This is a genomic window from Cellulomonas sp. PhB150 (assembly GCF_003755175.1).
Taxonomy (GTDB): Bacteria; Actinomycetota; Actinomycetes; order Actinomycetales; family Cellulomonadaceae; genus Cellulomonas.
The window spans coordinates 214,932-232,713 of record NZ_RKHX01000005.1; the positions used below are offsets into that span (position 1 = coordinate 214,932).

15 protein-coding genes are annotated in these 17,782 nt (G+C 73.7%); 11 read left to right on the top strand and 4 right to left on the bottom strand.

The genetic code is table 11. The annotated features are described in order from the left end of the window. Positions 1–44: 44 nt before the first annotated feature. From EDF34_RS16330 to EDF34_RS16375, 10 genes are all read left to right on the top strand, one after another. Complete coding sequence (locus EDF34_RS16330; protein ID WP_123372570.1) at positions 45–1,685, top strand: ABC transporter ATP-binding protein; 1,641 nt, start codon at positions 45–47, stop codon at positions 1,683–1,685. A 17-nt stretch (positions 1,686–1,702) separates the two neighbouring features. Then, entirely contained in the window at positions 1,703–2,974 is a 1,272-nt protein-coding gene (locus EDF34_RS16335) for an ABC transporter permease (RefSeq protein ID WP_123372571.1), read from the top strand. Further along, positions 2,971–4,263 (top strand): ABC transporter permease, encoded by a 1,293-nt coding sequence (locus tag EDF34_RS16340; RefSeq protein WP_123372572.1) that lies wholly within the window; start codon positions 2,971–2,973, stop codon positions 4,261–4,263. Before EDF34_RS16335 ends, EDF34_RS16340 begins: the two co-directional genes overlap by 4 nt. Before the next feature lie 5 nt (positions 4,264–4,268). After that, complete coding sequence (locus EDF34_RS16345; protein ID WP_123372573.1) at positions 4,269–4,667, top strand: cytidine deaminase; 399 nt, start codon at positions 4,269–4,271, stop codon at positions 4,665–4,667. Further along, complete coding sequence (locus EDF34_RS16350; RefSeq protein WP_123372574.1) at positions 4,664–5,947, top strand: thymidine phosphorylase; 1,284 nt, start codon at positions 4,664–4,666, stop codon at positions 5,945–5,947. The genes EDF34_RS16345 and EDF34_RS16350 overlap by 4 nt, the downstream gene beginning before the upstream one ends. Positions 5,948–6,017: 70 nt before the next feature. Next, on the top strand, positions 6,018–6,236 hold the full coding sequence (locus EDF34_RS16355) for a hypothetical protein (protein WP_123372575.1): 219 nt from the start codon (positions 6,018–6,020) through the stop codon (positions 6,234–6,236). Beyond that, the gene (locus EDF34_RS16360) at positions 6,233–7,306 is read left to right on the top strand and encodes an adenosine deaminase (protein ID WP_233575440.1); all 1,074 of its coding nucleotides are present in this window, start codon (positions 6,233–6,235) and stop codon (positions 7,304–7,306) included. Before EDF34_RS16355 ends, EDF34_RS16360 begins: the two co-directional genes overlap by 4 nt. Further along, positions 7,303–7,980, top strand: coding sequence for a deoxyribose-phosphate aldolase (deoC, locus tag EDF34_RS16365; RefSeq protein WP_123372576.1), 678 nt, complete (start codon positions 7,303–7,305; stop codon positions 7,978–7,980). The genes EDF34_RS16360 and deoC overlap by 4 nt, the downstream gene beginning before the upstream one ends. A 13-nt stretch (positions 7,981–7,993) precedes the next feature. Beyond that, the gene (locus tag EDF34_RS16370; protein ID WP_123372577.1) at positions 7,994–8,221 is read left to right on the top strand and encodes a hypothetical protein; all 228 of its coding nucleotides are present in this window, start codon (positions 7,994–7,996) and stop codon (positions 8,219–8,221) included. A gap of 99 nt (positions 8,222–8,320) precedes the next feature. Then, a complete protein-coding gene (locus EDF34_RS16375; protein WP_123372578.1) occupies positions 8,321–9,781 on the top strand; it encodes a hypothetical protein in 1,461 nt (486 codons plus the stop codon). Between the two features lie 60 nt (positions 9,782–9,841). On the opposite strand, the gene EDF34_RS16380 is transcribed toward EDF34_RS16375, so the two are convergent. Both EDF34_RS16380 and EDF34_RS16385 read right to left on the bottom strand, forming a co-directional pair. After that, positions 9,842–11,710: a phospho-sugar mutase gene (locus tag EDF34_RS16380; protein WP_123372668.1), complete on the bottom strand. Its 1,869-nt coding sequence runs from the start codon at positions 11,708–11,710 to the stop codon at positions 9,842–9,844. Positions 11,711–11,754: 44 nt separating this feature from the next. After that, on the bottom strand, positions 11,755–12,585 hold the full coding sequence (locus EDF34_RS16385) for a purine-nucleoside phosphorylase (RefSeq protein ID WP_123372579.1): 831 nt from the start codon (positions 12,583–12,585) through the stop codon (positions 11,755–11,757). 44 nt (positions 12,586–12,629) lie between these two features. Between EDF34_RS16385 and EDF34_RS16390 the strand changes: the two genes are divergently transcribed. Next, entirely contained in the window at positions 12,630–14,081 is a 1,452-nt protein-coding gene (locus EDF34_RS16390) for an NAD(P)H-quinone dehydrogenase (RefSeq protein ID WP_123372580.1), read from the top strand. A gap of 263 nt (positions 14,082–14,344) precedes the next feature. Here EDF34_RS16390 and EDF34_RS16395 read toward each other — a convergent pair whose 3' ends face one another. Both EDF34_RS16395 and efeB read right to left on the bottom strand, forming a co-directional pair. Next, positions 14,345–16,330 carry an endonuclease/exonuclease/phosphatase family protein gene (locus EDF34_RS16395; RefSeq protein ID WP_233575442.1) on the bottom strand — a complete coding sequence of 662 codons (1,986 nt, stop codon included), beginning with the start codon at positions 16,328–16,330 and terminating at the stop codon, positions 14,345–14,347. 59 nt (positions 16,331–16,389) lie between these two features. Continuing rightward, positions 16,390–17,781 (bottom strand): iron uptake transporter deferrochelatase/peroxidase subunit, encoded by a 1,392-nt coding sequence (efeB, locus tag EDF34_RS16400; protein WP_123372581.1) that lies wholly within the window; start codon positions 17,779–17,781, stop codon positions 16,390–16,392. Between the last annotated feature and the right edge of the window lies 1 nt (position 17,782).

The following is a 17,782-nucleotide window of genomic DNA, read 5'->3' on the forward strand; positions in this document are numbered from 1 at the left end:
TGCGCGGCTAGGGTGCTGACAACGACGCGAAGGAGCGTGATCTCGTGAAGCTCGAGCTGCGCGGCATCACCAAGCGGTTCGGCGCCCTCGTGGCGAACGACCACATCGACCTGGTGGTCGAACCCGGCGAGATCCATGCCCTGCTGGGCGAGAACGGGGCCGGGAAGAGCACGTTGATGAACGTGCTCTACGGCCTGTACGACCCCGACGAGGGACAGATCCTCGTCGACGACGAGCCGCGCGTGTTCGTCGGCCCCGGCGACGCGATGGCCGCGGGCATCGGCATGGTGCACCAGCACTTCATGCTCGTCCCGGTCTTCACCGTCGCGGAGAACGTCGCGCTCGGGCACGAGCCCGTCAAGGGTGGCGGCCTGCTCGACCTGGCGGAGGCCCGCCGCCGCGTCAAGGAGATCTCCGACCGCTTCGGGTTCGACGTCAACCCGGACGCGCTCATCGAGGACCTCCCGGTCGGCGCCCAGCAGCGCGTCGAGATCATCAAGGCGCTGTCCCGCCACGCCGAGGTCCTCATCCTCGACGAGCCCACCGCGGTGCTCACGCCGCAGGAGACCGACGAGCTCATCGCGATCATGCGCCAGCTCAAGGAGTCGGGCACGTCCATCGTCTTCATCACGCACAAGCTGCGTGAGGTCCGCGCCGTCGCGGACCGCATCACGGTCATCCGCCGCGGCAAGGTCGTCGGCACCGCCGAGCCGAGCGCCGCGGAGACCGAGCTGGCCTCGCTCATGGTCGGCCGCTCGGTGTCGCTCGGCGTGACCAAGGCTCCCGCGGAGCCCGGCGACGCGACCGTGAAGATCAGTGATCTCAGCGTCATCGACGCCGCCGGGGTCCGGCAGCTCGACGCGGTCTCGTTCGAGGTCGCGCGCGGCGAGATCCTCGCGATCGCCGGTGTCCAGGGCAACGGGCAGACGGAGCTGACCGAGGTCATGCTCGGCCTGCAGGCGCCGGTGGCCGGCTCCTTCACGCTCGACGGCCACGAGCTCGTGGGCCGCTCGGTCTCCGACGTGCTGCGGGCCGGGGTCGGATTCGTCCCCGAGGACCGCACGATCGACGGGATCGTCGCCGAGTTCTCCGTCGCGGAGAACCTGGTGCTCGACCTGCACGACCAGCCGCCCTTCGCGCGCGGCGTCTCGATGAACCCCGCGAAGGTGCTGGCCAACGCCGAGCAGCGCACCGTCGAGTTCGACGTCCGCACGCCGTCGGTGCACGCGCCGGCCGGCACGCTCTCGGGCGGCAACCAGCAGAAGGTCGTGCTCGCGCGGGAGATGAGCCGGCCCCTGCGCCTGCTCATCGCGTCCCAGCCCACGCGCGGCCTGGACGTCGGGTCGATCGAGTTCGTGCACTCGCGGATCGTGCAGGAGCGCGACAACGGGACCCCGGTGATCATCGTCTCGACCGAGCTCGACGAGGTCCTGGCGCTGGCCGACCGGATCCTGGTCATGTACCGCGGGCGCATCGTCGGCATCGTGCCGGGCGACACCGACCGCGACGTGCTCGGCCTCATGATGGCCGGCGTCCCGCTCGAGGACGCCCAGGCGCAGGCCGCGACCCACCACACGCTGCTCGGCGAGGCCGACCTCGAGGCGGAGCAGGAGACGGCGCCCCCGCCACCGCCCCCCGTCGCGAGCACTCCCACCCCCCAGCCCGACGAGGAGGCCGGCGAGTGAGCTCCACGACGCCCCCCATGCCCGACGCCGCGGTCCCGCCGCCGGCGGACACCGGAGCCGAGCCCGTGGCGACGGTCCCCGGCTCCGAGGAGAACCGCGGCCAGACCGTGATGCGCGAGATCCTGGCCAGCAGCTGGGTCGTCACGACCCTGGCGATCGTGCTGGCGCTGGTCATCAGCGGCGTGCTCATCGCCGCCGCGGACCAGGAGGTGCAGGACGCCGCGGTGTACCTGTTCGCCAAGCCCGCCGACTTCTTCTCGGCGGCGTGGCACGCGGTCTCCAGCGCGTACGTCGCCCTGTTCCAGGGTGCGGTGTTCGACTCGACCGCCGACACCTTCGCGCAGAAGATCAAGCCGCTGACCGAGACCCTGACCGTGTCGACGCCACTCATCCTCGCGGGCCTCGGTCTCGGCATCGGCTTCCGTGCGGGGCTGTTCAACATCGGTGCCCAGGGCCAGATCATCCTCGGCGCGGTGTTCGGCGGGTTCATCGGCTTCACGTTCGACCTGCCGCCGGGGCTGCACCTGCTGCTGTGCATGCTCGGCGCGGCCATCGGCGGCGGCCTGTGGGCCGGGATCGCGGGCGTGCTCAAGGCCCGCACCGGAGCGCACGAGGTGATCGTCACGATCATGCTCAACTCCATCGCGGTCTACCTGGTCGCTTACCTGCTGACGACCAAGCCGTTCCAGAACCCCGGCAGCTCCAACCCGATCTCGCCGCCGATCCCCGAGTCCGCGCAGTACCCGCTGCTGCTCGGCGACCAGTTCCGGCTGCACGCGGGCTTCATCGTCGCGATCCTCGCCGCCGTGTTCGTCTGGTGGCTGATGGGTCGGTCGACGGTCGGCTTCAAGTGGCGCGCGGTGGGCTCCAACCCGCACGCGGCACGCACGGCCGGCATCTCGGTGAACTCGGCCTACATCTGGGTCATGGTCACCGCCGGTGCGCTCGCCGGCCTGGCCGGCTCGGCCCAGGTGCTGGGCACGGACAAGGTGCTCACGGCGGACGTCGCCGCGAGCTTCGGGTTCGACGCGATCACGGTCGCCCTGCTCGGACGGTCCAAGCCGTTCGGCACGTTCCTCGCCGGCCTCCTGTTCGGCGCGCTGCGCGCCGGCGGGTTCGCGATGCAGGCGCGCACCGGCACGCCGATCGACATCGTGCTCGTCGTCCAGTCCCTCGTGGTCCTGTTCATCGCGGCCCCGCCGCTGGTCCGCGCGGTGTTCCGCCTGCCCGCCCCCGGCACCCGCCGCACCCGAACGCCCCGCTCGTCGACCAAGGAGGTGGCGGCATGACCGCCACGACCGTGGCGCCCCCGGCGCCCGCGCCCGAGAAGGCCAAGCCGCTCGCGCCGATCAGCTGGAAGGCGCCGATCGGCTACGGCGTCGTCGGCCTCATCAGCCTGGTCCTGTTCGGGCTGCTGCCCGCGGGCGGCAAGGACTCGACGTTCGTGCTGTCCACCAGCAAGGACTTCTTCACGATCGCGCCGATCACGGTCCCCGCCAAGGTGACCGCGATCGTGCTGTCCGTGATCGCCCTGGTGCTCGCGGGGATCTCCTGGCAGGCGACGCGCAACCGTCGCAAGGTCGGCGCGTGGCTGCCGGTCGTCTTCGGCGTCGTGGTCGTCCTCGCGTTCCTCACGTGGGCCGACGCGGGCAAGTCCTCGCCGCTGCCGCTGACCGGCCTGCTGCAGGGCTCGCTGTTCCTCGCGATCCCGCTCGTGTTCGGCTCGCTCGCCGGCCTGCTGTGCGAGCGCTCGGGCATCATCAACGTCGCGATCGAGGGGCAGCTGCTGGCCGGCGCGTTCCTGGCCGCGGTCGTCGCCTCGATCACCAGCTCGGCGTACGTCGGGCTGGTCGCGGCGCCGATCGCCGGGATGATCGTCAGCGCGCTGCTCGTGCTGTTCTCGATCCGCTACGTGGTGAACCAGATCATCGTCGGCGTGGTGCTCAACGTGCTCGTCGTCGGCGTCACGAGCTACCTGTTCTCCACGGTGCTCAAGGCCGACGCGGCGACGTTCAACTCGCCGCCCAAGCTGCCGACGATCGACATCCCGCTGCTCAGCCAGATCCCCGTCCTCGGTCCCGTGCTGTTCCGCCAGACCGTGCTCGTCTACGTCATGTACGTCGTCGTGGTGCTGCTGCAGATCTTCGTCTTCCGCAGCCGCTGGGGCCTGCGCCTGCGGGCGGTCGGCGAGCACCCCAAGGCCGCCGACACGGTCGGCATCAAGGTGAACCGGACCCGCGTGCGCGCGACGCTGCTCGGCGGCGCCGTGGCCGGGCTCGGTGGGGCGTTCTTCACCGTCGCCGCAGGCCTGGCGTTCGGCAAGGAGATGACCGGCGGCAAGGGGTTCATCGCGCTGGCGGCCATGATCCTGGGCCGGTGGAACCCGGTGGGTGCCCTCGCGGCCGCCCTGCTGTTCGGGTTCTCCGACAACCTGCAGGTGGTGCTCGGCATCATCGGCACACCCATCCCCAGCCAGATCATGCTCATGACGCCGTACGTCGTGACGATCTTCGCCGTCGCCGGGCTCGTCGGGCGCGTGCGCCCGCCCGCCGCCGAGGGCATCCCCTACGTGAAGTGAGTGCCGTGACCGACATCGACTGGGACGCCCTGCGGGAAGCCGCGCGGGACGTCATGCACAAGGCGTACGTGCCGTACTCCCACTTCCCGGTGGGCGCGGCCGCGCTGGTCGACGACGGCAGCGTCGTCGTCGGCTGCAACGTGGAGAACGCCTCCTACGGCGTGACGCTGTGCGCCGAGTGCTCGCTCGTCTCCGCCCTCGTGGTGCAGGGCGGCGGGCGGCTCGTGGCGTTCACGTGCGTCGACGGGCACGGCAACGTGCTCATGCCCTGCGGCCGCTGCCGCCAGCTGCTGTTCGAGCACGGCGGCCCCCGCCTGCTCGTCGAGACCGTGAGCGGCATCCGACCCATGACCGAGGTGCTGCCCGACGCGTTCGGGCCGGCCGACCTGGAGGAACGCGCATGAGCTTCGATGCTGTCGAGGTGATCGTCGCCAAGCGCGACGGGCACCGCCTGTCCGACGCGCAGATCGACTGGGTCATCGACGCCTACACCCACGGCGGCGTCGCCGAGGAGCAGATGTCGGCCCTGACCATGGCGATCCTGCTCAACGGCATGGACCGCGCGGAGATCGCGCGCTGGACCGCGGCGATGATCGCGTCGGGCGAGCGCATGTCCTTCTCGCACCTGAGCCGCCCGACCGCCGACAAGCACTCGACCGGCGGCGTCGGCGACAAGATCACGCTGCCGCTCGCCCCGCTCGTGGCCGTGTTCGGCGTGGCCGTGCCGCAGCTGTCCGGCCGCGGGCTGGGCCACACCGGCGGCACGCTCGACAAGCTCGAGTCGATCCCGGGCTGGCGGGCCGCGCTGAGCAACGACGAGATGATGGCGCAGCTCGAGGACGTGGGCGCAGTCATCTGCCAGGCAGGCTCGGGCCTCGCGCCGGCCGACCGCAAGCTGTACGCCCTGCGCGACGTGACGGGAACGGTCGAGGCCATCCCGCTCATCGCCAGCTCGATCATGAGCAAGAAGATCGCCGAGGGCACGGGCGCGCTGGTGCTCGACGTCAAGGTCGGCTCGGGCGCCTTCATGAAGGACCTCGCCCGCGCGACCGAGCTGGCCCGCACGATGGTCGAGCTGGGCACGGACGCCGGCGTCAACACCGTCGCGCTGCTCACCGACATGGACGTGCCGCTGGGCCTGACCGCGGGCAACGCGCTCGAGGTCCGCGAGTCGGTCGAGGTGCTGGCGGGAGGCGGACCGGCGGACGTCGTCGAGCTCACGGTCGCGCTGGCCCGCGAGATGCTCGCGGGGGCGGGACGGCCAGACGAGGACGTCGCTGCGGCGCTCAGCGACGGACGGGCGATGGACGCCTGGAACCGCATGATCGCGGCCCAGGGCGGGGACCCGTCCGCGGAGCTGCCGGTGGCCAAGGAGACCGAGCAGGTGCTGGCCGAGGCCGACGGCGTGCTCACCACGCTCGACGCCTACGCCGTCGGCATCGCCGCGTGGCGCCTCGGTGCGGGCCGCGCCCGCAAGGAGGACCCGGTGCAGGCCGGCGCGGGGGTCGAGATCCACGCGCGGCCCGGTGACGTCGTGCGCGCCGGCCAGCCGCTGCTGACCCTGCACACCGACACCCCCGAGCGGTTCGGCCGGGCGCGCGAGGCGCTCGCCGGTGGTCTCGTCGTCGGCCCCGCGGGAACCGTCGTCGCGAACCGTCCGCTGGTCATCGACCGCATCGGCTGACGGGCGCCGGCGCCTGGCGCCCCGCCCCGCCCCGGAGCACGATGGGAACGCCCTGACCCAAGGAGGAGCCATGAGCACCGTCCCCGGATCCGACGCCTGGCGGGACGCGGGCCTCGCGCCCGCGCAGCCCGACGAGCCCGCCCGGCTGGTCGACGACCTCGACCCGCCCGACCCCGAGCAGTACGAGCCCGGCTTCGCCCGCCCGGACCTGGAGGGCGCCGCCGACGAGGCCGACGTGCTGGACCAGGACAGCGAAGTGCTGCTCGACGACGAGGACGGCGACGCGTGAGCACACCGGACCTGGTGGCCCTGATCCCGTCGCTGCCCAAGGTCCTGCTGCACGACCACCTCGACGGCGGGCTGCGGCCTGCGACCATCGTGGAGCTCGCCGCCGAGATCGGCCACGAGCTGCCCACGACCGACGCCGACGAGCTCGGCCGGTGGTTCGTCGAGGCGGCCAGCGCGGGCACGCTCGAGCTGTACCTCGAGACGTTCGTGCACACCACCGCGGTCATGCAGAGCACGGACGGGCTGCGCCGCGTGGCCCGCGAGGCCGTGCTGGACCTGGCCGCCGACGGCGTGGTCTACGCCGAGCTGCGGTACGCGCCCGAGCAGCACCTGCTCGGTGGGCTGTCCCTGCAGGACGTGGTCGACGCGGTCCAGGCCGGGTTCGCCGACGGGGTCGCCGAGGCGGGCACGATCCGCGTCGGCACGATCCTGTCCGCGATGCGTCACCTCGACCGGGCCGACGAGATCGCCGCCCTCGCCCTGGCCAACCGGGACGCGGGCGTCGTCGGCTTCGACATCGCCGGGCCCGAGGAGGGCTTCCCGCCCTCGAAGCACGCGAGCGCGTTCGACACGCTGCGGCTCGCGAGCTTCCCCGCCACGGTGCACGCGGGCGAGGCCGCGGGGCTCGACTCGATCGCCGAGGCCGTCCAGGTGGCCGGCGCGACCCGGCTCGGGCACGGCGTGCGGCTCGCCGACGACGTGCACGCCGACGCGCTCGGCCTGCTGGCCCACTGGGTGCGCGACCGGCGCATCCCGCTCGAGCTGTGCCCGTCGTCCAACGTCCAGACCGGCGGCGCGCCGAGCATCGCGGCACACCCCGCGACCCGCCTGCGGGAGCTGGGCATGGCGGTCACCATCAACACCGACAACCGGCTGCAGTCCGGCACGTCCCTGTCCCGCGAGCTCACGCTGCTCGTGCAGGAGGCGGGCTGGACGCTGGCCGACCTCGAGGACGTCGCGGTCACCGCCGCGTCGCACTCGTTCGCCCACCACGACGAGCGCGCCGCGCTCATCGACACCGTGATCCGGCCCGCGTACGCCGCGGCCCGGGGAGGAAGGCACCGCGCATGAGCCACGAACCACTCGACTCGACCGCGCTCGCGCAGCTCGTCGACCACACCCTGCTCAAGCCGGAGGCCACCCGCGCCGACGTGGAGGCCCTGATCGCCGAGGGCGTCGCCCTGGGCGTCTACTCGGTCTGCATCTCGCCGTCGTTCCTGCCCGTGGACGCGCGCGGCCTGAAGGTCGCGACGGTCTGCGGCTTCCCGTCCGGCAAGCACCACTCGTCGGTCAAGGCCGCCGAGGCCGCGCAGTCCGTGGCCGACGGCGCCGACGAGGTCGACATGGTGATCGACGTGGGCGCCGCCAAGGAGGGTCGCTTCGAGGCCGTCCAGGCCGACATCGCCGCCGTGCGCGCCGCCGTCCCCGCCCCGAAGGTGCTCAAGGTCATCATCGAGTCGGCCGCGCTGAGCGACCACGAGATCGTCGAGGTCTGCCGCGCCGCCGAGGCCGCGGGGGCCGACTTCGTCAAGACGTCGACCGGCTTCCACCCGACGGGCGGTGCCTCGGTGCACGCCGTGCGGATCATGGCCGACACCGTCGGTGGGCGGCTCGGGATCAAGGCGTCGGGCGGCGTCCGCACCGCGGGCGACGCGCTCGAGATGGTCGAGGCCGGCGCGACCCGCCTCGGGCTGTCGGGCACGGCCGCCGTGCTCGCGGGCCTCGAGGCGGACGCCGGGTACTAGGCGCGTCCCGACCATGACCGCTGCCCAGCCCTCCGGCTTCGCCTTCACCGTCACGGGCGACGAGGTCGTCATCACCCACCACGGCCGCCGCGCCACCGTCCTGCGCGGACGCCCGGCGGCCGACTTCCTCGACGACGTCGAGAGCGGCGACGACCAGCAGCTCATGGCCCGGGTCACCGGGCAGTACCGGCACGGCAACGAGCGCACCGCGCGCAACCACCCGCGGAACGCTGGGCGCTGACAGATCACCCGGTATTGAGATGTCCGGTTTGTCCCTCTCGTCGCTACGTTCGTTGACGGCCCGATCACGGGCCTTCGACGACGGGCACGGGGGACGGCGATGAAGCGGAACGCGGGAGCACTGCTGACGGGCGCGGTGGTCGGCGCGCTGACGATCGGTGGCCTCGCGGCCCCGGCGCAGGCAGCGACCGGGGGAGGGTGGACCACGCTCTCGACCGGGGGAGGGCTGTCGATCATCACGGAGCCGGCGACGATCAGGCTGCCAGCGGCTCAGGGCAAGCGGCTCCTCGTCGGCTGGGCGACCGACGGTGCGTCGAAGCCGAGCGTCCTGACGCGGCAGGTCACGACGAGCGGCAAGCTCAGCGGCCCGGTGCGGACGGTCGTCAAGGGCTGGGCGAGCCTCGACGAGCGGGTCGCGTTCACGCGCAGCAACGGCAAGGTCGTCGTCGCGCTGCAGGGCATCCGGACCACGAACGTCGGTGAGAAGTACGACGGCGCGGTCGCCTACGCCACCTCGGGCGACGGCGCCGCCTGGTCGCTGGCGCCGGGAGGCCTCAGCAGGTCCGCCTCCGGCGGGTACGCCCTCGACGTGATCGACGACAGGGGAACGCTGGTCTCCGCGTTCACGGCCGCGTCCGACGACAGGCTTCGCTTCCACGTGGGCGCGGACGCGGTGATCCCCTCGACGAAGCCCGACGGCGCGACCGCCGGGCACAGCGGTAACGCCTACTACGGCACCCTCGCCCGCGACGCCCGGACCGGCGAGGTGTGGGCCGCCTGGTACCAGCTGGGCAGCTCGACGGCGAGCACGGGCCTGTGGACGCAGCGCATCCTGCCGACACCGTCGACTGCCGTGAAGGCACCCGGCACGGCGTCGATCCTCGTGCCGGACCAGAGCCTCGCCCTCGTGCCGCGCAGCGGCGGCGGCATCTACCTCGCCTACGCGATCGGCTACCCGTCGACCACGGCGGTCCGGCTGTGGAAGGTCGGCTCGAAGACGTCCGCCTCGACGTACACCCAGGTGAAGGCGGCGAACGCGCGTGACATCTCTGCCAGCCCGGCCCCGGGCGGGCGCCTGTGGGTCTCGTGGGCGACGTCGTACTCGGGCGCCAGGGCGACGGCGAAGGCGGTGCGGACCAGCACGAACGCGAAGCGGTTCGGTGCGGTCGTGGCGACCAAGGCGGTGCACAGCGGCACGATCTGGAAGACGTCGATCGAGGGCTCGCGCGGTCCGGCGGACATCGTCGTGACGGCGAACGTCACTGACACCGCGAACACCGTCGGGCTCTACCAGACCCAGGTGAAGCCAGGCCTGTCCGCGGCGCTGAGCAAGAGCTCCGTGCGCAAGGCCAAGGGCGGCAAGGTGACCGTGACGGTCGCCGACGCGGGCCTGCGGCTCAAGGGCGCGAGGGTCGTCTACGGCGGCAAGGCGCACACCACGAACGCGAAGGGGCAGGCCTCGTTCACGGTGGCCAAGGGAACCTCGACGGGGAAGAAGGGCGTGTCCGTCGCGAAGTCCGGCTACACGGGCAAGAGGCTCGTGCTCAAGGTCGTGAGGTAGCCCGGACGACGAGGGGCCCCGGTCAGTGACCGGGGCCCGCGATCGTGAAGGAACGAACTGCTACAGCCCCAGTGCCGCGCGCATGTCCGCGGCGACGGCGTCCAGCCGCTCGCGCGCGGTGTGCCGCGCGGCGACGACCGCGTGGTCGTCGGCGGCGGTGTCCAGCGGGACCACGACCTCGAGGTAGCACTTCACCTTGGGCTCGGTCCCGCTGGGCCGCACGATGACGCGCGTCCCGTCCTGCGTCTCGAGCCGCAGCCCCTCGGTGGGCGGCAGGCCGCCGCGGTCGTCGTCGGTGCCGGCTGCGAGGTCGACGACGCTCACCACGCGCGAGCCCGCGAGGGTCGCGGGCGGTGCCGAGCGGAGCCGGTCCACGGTCGCCGGGATCTGGGCCAGGTCGGTGAACCGGGCCGAGACCTGGTCGGTCAGGTGCAGGCCGTGGGTACGGGCCAGGTCGTCGAGCTCGTCGACCAGCGTGCGGCCCTCGGCCTTGAGCCGGGCCGCCTCGCCCGCGACGAGCAGCGCGGCCGTGATGCCGTCCTTGTCCCGCACGTGCACCGGGTCGACGCAGTAGCCGAGCGCCTCCTCGTAGCCGAAGACGAGCCCGTCGACGCGGGAGATCCACTTGAAGCCGGTGAGCGTCTGCGCGTGCCGCACGCCCGCGGCGTCGGCGATGCTCGCGAGCAGGCGCGAGGAGACGATCGAGTTCGCGAACGTCGCCGTCGGGTCGAGAGGGCCGGGGTCGGCGGCGAGCCGGCCCGCGACCGTCGCGCCGAGCAGCGCGCCGGTCTCGTCCCCGTGCAGCATCCGCCAGCCCTCGGCCGCGGCGGTGTCCGGGCCCCGGAAGGACCGTGCGCGCGGGTCCTGGACCGCGGCGGCGCACCGGTCGGCGTCCGGGTCGAGCGCGAGCACCAGGTCGGCTCCCTCGTCGCCGGCGAGGCCGATCGCGAGGTCGATCGCACCCGGCTCCTCGGGGTTCGGGAACGCGACGCTGGGGAAGTCGCCGTCGGGGTCGGCCTGCTCGGGCACGACGAGCACGTCGGTGAAACCGGCCTCGGCGAGCACCCGCTGCGCGACGGCACCGCCGACCCCGTGCAGCGGGGTCAGGACGATGCGCAGCCTCGCGGCGGCGGCGCGGGCCGACGGGTCGGCGGGCGCGACGGCCGTGGCGACGTAGGCGTCGACGACGCTGCCGTCGAGCAGCGTCCAGCCGCCCTGCGCGCGGGGCACGGACGCGACCGACGGGACCCGGGCGATCTCGTGCGCGATCGCTGCGTCCACGGGGGCGACGATCTGCGCACCCTGCCCGGAGTCGGACACGACCCGCCCGCCCAGGTAGACCTTGTAGCCGTTGTCCTGCGGGGGGTTGTGCGACGCGGTGACCATGATCCCGGCGTCGGCCGCGAGGTGCCGGACCGCGAACGCGAGCACGGGCGTCGGCAGCGCCGACGGCAGCAGCAGCACCTCGATGCCCACGGCGGTGAGCACCGCGGCGGTGTCCAGCGCGAAGTCGTGGGACTTGTGCCGCGCGTCGTACCCGACGACCACGCGGGGCGGGGGAGTCACGCCGTCGAGCTCGCCGAGCAGGAAGTCGGCGATGCCCGACGCCGCGCGGATGACGACCGCGCGGTTCATCCGGTGCGGGCCGCCGCCGAGCCGGCCGCGCAGCCCCGCGGTGCCGAACTGCAGCAGGCCGGAGAACCGGTCGGCCAGCTCCTCGCGCGCGGCGTGGCGCTGGCTGAGGACCTGGTACTGCGTCGGGTCCGGGTCGTGGCCCTCCTCGAGCCCGTCCGGCTCGCGGTTCGCGCGCTCCAGGAGGGCACGCAGCTCGTCGGCGGTGTCGTGGTCCGGGTCGTCGTCGACCCAGGCCCTGACCTGCCCCTCGAGCTCCGACCACGTGATCTGCCTCGACCCGGCGTCGTCGTCCATGCCCACCAACGTAGTGGCCCGACGGCCGCCCGACGACCGGGTCGTCAGAGGCGCTTGATGACCTCCGCCAGCAGCGCGCTGATCCGCGGCCCGGCCGCCGCGCCGGCCTCGAGCACCTCGGCGTGGGCCAGCGGCGTCTCGCTGATCCCGGCGCCGAAGTTCGTCACGAGCGAGACGCCCAGGACCTCCAGGCCCGCGTGCCGCGCGGCGATCGACTCGAGGGTCGTCGACATCCCGACGAGGTCGCCGCCGAGCACGCCTGCCATGCGCACCTCGGCGGGGGTCTCGTAGTGCGGCCCGGGGAACTGCACGTAGACGCCCTCGCCCAGGCTCGGGTCCACCTCGTGCGCGATCGCGCGCAGCCGGCTCGAGTACAGGTCGGTGAGGTCGACGAACGTCGCACCCTCCAGCGGGGAGGTGGCGGTGAGGTTGATGTGGTCGCGGATGAGGACGGGGGTGCCCGGGCCCCACGCCGGGTTCAGGCCGCCGCAGCCGTTGGTCAGCACGACGGTCGTCGCGCCGGCTGCCGCGGCGGTGCGGACCCCGTGCACGACGCGGCGCACGCCCCGGCCCTCGTACAGGTGCGTGCGCGAGCCGAGCACGAGCGCGTGCTTGCCGGTCGCCTCGATGCGCACGGAGCGGATGATGCCGCTGTGCCCGACGACCGCCGCGGCCGAGAACCCGGGGACGTCGGTGCTCGGGATCTCGGCGACCGTCTCGCCGAGCAGGTCCGCCGCGCCGCCCCAGCCGGAGCCCAGCACGAGCGCGACGTCGTGCTTCGGCACGCCCGTCGCCTCCGCGAGGTAGGCCGCCGCGGTGCGGGCCACGTCGAACGGGTCGGTCGTCGGGTCGTCCAGGTCTGTGACGTCGCTCATGACTCGAGGCTAACGCCCGTGCACGCACTCACAGGAACGGCACAATGGGCACTGTGAGCACACCTGCGCCCGACGCGTCCGTGAATCCCGCCAGCCGCGTCGTCATCGTCGGCGGTGGGCCCGGCGGGTACGAGGCGGCGCTCGTCGCGCGGCGCCTGGGCGCCGACGTGACCGTCGTCGAGCGTGCCGGGCTCGGCGGCGCGGCCGTCCTCACCGACGTCATGCCGTCCAAGACGCTGATTGCGACCGCGGAGTGGCTCACCATCGCCGACCGCGCGCCCGAGCTCGGCATCCGCGCCGACAACCTCGCTGCGTCGGGCGCGGAGGCGCGGCACTACATCGACCTCGCCGCGGTGAACACCCGCGTCAAGGCGCTCGCCGCGGCGCAGAGCGCGGACATCCGCTCGCGCCTCGAGCGCGAGGGCGTGCGCATCCTGCTCGGCGAGGGGCGCCTCGACGGTCCGCAGCGGGTGCTCGTCACGACCCCCGGTGGCGTGGCCGACGAGGCCCTCGAGGCCGACATGATCCTGGTCGCGACCGGCGCCACGCCGCGCGAGCTGCCGACGGCCCGCCCCGACGGCGAGCGGATCCTCACATGGACCCAGCTGTACGACCTGACGTCGCTGCCCGAGAAGCTCATCGTCGTCGGCTCGGGGGTCACCGGGGCCGAGTTCGCCGGCGCCTACACCTCGCTCGGCGCGGACGTCACGCTCGTCTCGAGCCGCGACCGCGTGCTGCCGGGCGAGGACGCCGACGCCGCCGAGCTGCTCGAGGACGTCTTCAAGGCCCGCGGCATGCACGTGCTGTCGCGCTCGCGCGCCGAGGGCGCCCGCCGGACGGCGGACGGCGTCGTCGTGACGCTGGCCGACGGCCGCGAGGTCGAGGGCTCGCACGTGCTGTTCGCGGTGGGCTCGATCCCCACGACGACCGGGCTCGGGCTGGAGGAGGCCGGCGTCCGGCTCTCGCCGTCGGGGCACATCCAGGTCGACAAGGTCTCGCGCACCAGCGCCCGCGGAATCTACGCGGCCGGTGACGTGACCGGTGTGCTGCCGCTCGCGTCGGTCGCGGCGACGCAGGGCCGGATCGCGATGTCGCACGCGCTCGGCGACGCGGTCAAGCCGCTCGCGCTGCGCGGCGTCTCGGCGAACATCTTCACCGCGCCGGAGATCGCCACCGTCGGGCTCTCGGAGTCGCGGCTGCAGTCCCTGGGCATCCAGTACGCCGTGAGCATGCTGCCGATCGCCCGCAACCCCCGCGCCAAGATGCTGGGCGTGCGGGAGGGGTTCATCAAGATCTTCGCGCACCCCGGCTCGGGCCAGGTGCTCGGCGCGGTGCTCGTCGGGCCCCGCGCGTCGGAGTCGGTGTTCCCGCTGACCCTCGCCGTGACCCACCGGATGACCACCGACCAGGTCGCCGAGGCCGTGACCGTCTACCCGTCGATGTCGGGGACGATCGCGGAGGTGGCGCGCATGCTCCACCACCGCACGGAGGACTGAGGCGGAGCGCAGGGGCCGGTGGGGGCGAAGCACCCGCCGGCCCCGGAGCGCAGCCTCAGTCCGACCACAAGCACAGGGCCTGAGGCGCCCACCCACGCAGTCGGCGCGCAGCCCCACCCGCACGCAGCCCCGCCCGCACCTCCCGCACCCCGCCCGTGACCTCGCCGATCCCGCATCGTCTCGCCGATCCGGATCGGCGAGACGATGCCGAATCGGCGAGACGACGGGGGCAGCGGCGGGCGCGGCGCGCGCGAAGCGGCGCGTCAGCTCGTCGGCGCGGCGCGTGTCACCACCGGTAGGTGGTCCGACTCGCGGGGCTCGGTCGGGACGCGGGCGTCCGTGAAGGTCATCTGCTGGCCGAAGATCCAGTCGATGCGGGCGTCGGGGTCGGTGCTCGGAGAGGTCAGCGCGTCCGGTGAGCCGGCGGTGTCGACGGCCGAGACCCAGCCGGCGTCCTCGAGGAGCGTGATCTCGGGCCAGCCCGGCTCGGCGTTGAGGTCGCCCGCGAGCAGCGAGGGGCCGGTGACAGGCTCGTCGGCGAGCAGGGTGCGCAGCTGCGCCAGGCGCGTGGGGGTGTTCTCCTCGCGGTGCTGCAGGTGGACCGACGTCACGCGGACGGCCGTCCCGGACCGGGTGACCACGGTGGTCGACAGGGCCGAGCGCGCCTGCGGGCCGGCACCGTACGGGAGCGGGTGGACCGCGGTGTCCGCGAGCGCCGAGCGGGACAGCACGGCGTTGCCGAACTGCCGGTCGGCGGCGGGGGCGAACCGCACGGTCATCCCGAGCCGGTGCGCCATCCACGTGGCGACGTCGGTGCCGCCGCCGAAGATCCAGCCGCGCTCGACCTCCTGCAGCGCGACGACGTCGGGATGCTCCTCGGCGATGGTCCGCGCGATGCCCTCGAGGTCGACGGCGGTCAGGGGCGAGACGCCGTAGTGCAGGTTCCAGGTGACCACCGTCAGGTCGTCGCTCGCGGCGCGCGCGGGGACGTCGGGGCCGGTGGTGCTGGTCCCGTAGGGCACGAGCCCGACGAGGGCGAGCAGGACCGCGGGGCCGAGGAGCAGGCGGACCGTGTTGACCCGCGCGGGGATGCGCTCGGGGGCGGGATGCTCGACCGGCGGCGCGTCGGGCGTGCGCCGCCTGAGGCCGGTCATGGCCAGGACGAGCGCGGCGATCACGACGACCCACGCGTTGTCGACGGGCAGCGGCACGTCGTAGTCGAGCATGTAGAGCAGGAGCGGCAGCACCACGCCGAGCCCGGCGATGGCCGTCGCGCCCATGGTCCGCAGCACGCCGCGCGCCGCGGGTCCGCGCATCGTCAGGGTCCCGGTGACCACGACGCCGATCGCCACGGACAGCACGATCAGGGCGATCAGCGCGAGCGCCCCGGTGAGCCACATGGTTCCGGCGGTCCCCGCGACCAGCAGCACCGCGGCGGAGATCCGCACCGGGCCGGGCCAGGTCTCGGGCCGCAGCAGGATCCAGACGCCCACGACGTTCGCGAGCACGAGCACGAGCCCCGCGATCCCGAGCGCGATGCCGGTCTGCGAGGCCGCGAACGCCGGGTTGGCCAGGATCATCGCGGCGAGCGCGAGGAACGGTCCGAGGGCCCACAGCCGGCGGGGCCGCCCGGTCGCGGGCGCCGCGCCGCCGTGCCCGCGGGACAGGGAGCGCGCGGTGAGCAGCGGGGCGAGCGCGATGACCACGGCGACGACCCAGCCCGACCAGCCGTCGCGCCAGATCGCGTCCCACGTGCCGAGGGCCATCTGCAGGCCCACCGACAGCCCGCACCCGAGCAGCAGCCCGGTCGCGGCCTGTCGCCCGCCGGCGGGGCGGCCGGCCACGAAGGCGACCGCGAGCGTGAGCGCCGCGACGGCGACCGCGACGGTCACGAGCCCGACCCAGAACAGCGCGCCGCCGTCGACGGCCTGCGCGAGCAGGCGCGCCGCGGCGAGCACGCCGGCGCCGGTCAGCACCGCGCCCGCGGTCGGGATGCCCGACCGGCACCGCGTGGCGAGCAGCACGAGCCCCGCGACGAGCCCGGCGGCGGCGTACGTGCCCGCGGCGGCGAGGCCGGCCGCGAGCGTGCTCGTCGCGAACGCCCGGTCGAGGAGTGGTCCGCTGGCGCGGACCATCTCGAGCGCGGCGACGGTCAGGGTCGCGACGAGCCACACCCGCGTCGGGGTTCCGGCATCCGGGGGGCCGTCAGGGCGGGCGGGTGGGCGGACGTCGGGGGAGGGCTGCGTCACCCTCGCGACGCTACTCCGAGGAGGGCCCGTTCCGCGCTCCGACCAGCGCACTCACCGGGTCAGGCGAACAGGGCCTGGCCGATGTACGGCGAGTGCCGGGTGGTCAACAGCGTGCCGTCGGCGCCGACGACGAACGAGCCAGCAGCGATCCCGGGAGGCACCGCGAACAGGCCGGAACCGGTGTGCTCGAGGTACTCCATGAGCCCGTCGGACTTGGACAGCTGGTTCTGCATGGGGATGTAGTGCGTGCGCGGGTCGGTGACGAACGCGAGGAAGAACAGCCCCGCGTCGAGCCGCCCGAGCGAGTCGTTGCCGTCGGTGAAGTTGTAGCCGCGCCGCAGCATCCGCACGCCCGAGTTGAAGTCCGGGTGGGCCAGGCGCACGTGCGCGTTGGTCGCGATCAGCGGCTGGTCGGCGCGGCCCGTCGTCTCGAAGTTCGGCTCGGTGAACTCGGTGCCGCCGGACAGCGGCGCGCCCTCGCCCTTGTTCCGCCCGACGAGCCCCTCCTGCTCGCGCAGCGACGTGCGGTCCCACGTCTCGATCCGCATCCGGATGCGCCGCGCGACGAGGTAGGAGCCGCCGGTCAGCCACGCGGAGTCGGTCGTGTCCGCCGCGGCGGCCGACGCCGGCACCCAGACGTGCTCCTCGAGCGAGGCGGTCTCCTCGGCCTTGACGTTCGCCGTGCCGTCCTTGAACCCGAACAGGTTGCGCGGCGTCTTCTGCGCGGTCGAGGTCGACGAGGTCCGGCCGTAGCCGAGCTGGGTCCAGCGGATCGTCGCCGAGCCGAAAGCGGCGCGGGACAGGTTCCGGATCGCGTGCACCGCGATCTGCGGGTCGTCGGCGCACGCCTGCACCACGAGGTCGCCGCCGGTGCGAGCGGGATCGAGGTTGTCGGCGGGGAAGTGCGGCAGGTCGACGAGCCCGCCGGGCAACCGGTCGGCGAGGCCGAACCGGTCGGTGCCGTCGGCGCCGACGAACAGGGAGCGGCCAAACCCGAAGGTGATCGTGAGGCCCGCGGGGGGCAGGTCGGCGGCCTCGCCCGTGTCGTCGGGCGGTGCGTCGTACGGGCCCGAGGCGGGGCCGTACGGGCCCGCGGACAGGCCCTGGGTGAGCCGCGCCGCGATGGTCGTCCAGCGCTGCAGGAGCGAGACGAGGTCGTCGCGCGAGGTCGCCGTCACGTCGAACGCGGCGAGGTAGAGCCGGTCCTGCGCGGGCGTGGCGATGCCGGCCTGGTGGGTGCCCGTGAACGGGTAGGTGCGCGAGCTCGCGGCGACCGCGGGCGCGGGGTCCGGTGCGGTCAGGCGGCCGACGCCGAAGCCGGCCGCGGCGCCCGCGACCGCGAGGCCGCCGCCGAGGCCCAGGACGGCGCGGCGGGACAGCCCGTCCGACGCGGGCGAGGCGTCGGGCGGGCTGTCCGGCTGGTCCTGCGCGGGGTCCGTGGGGGCGGACACG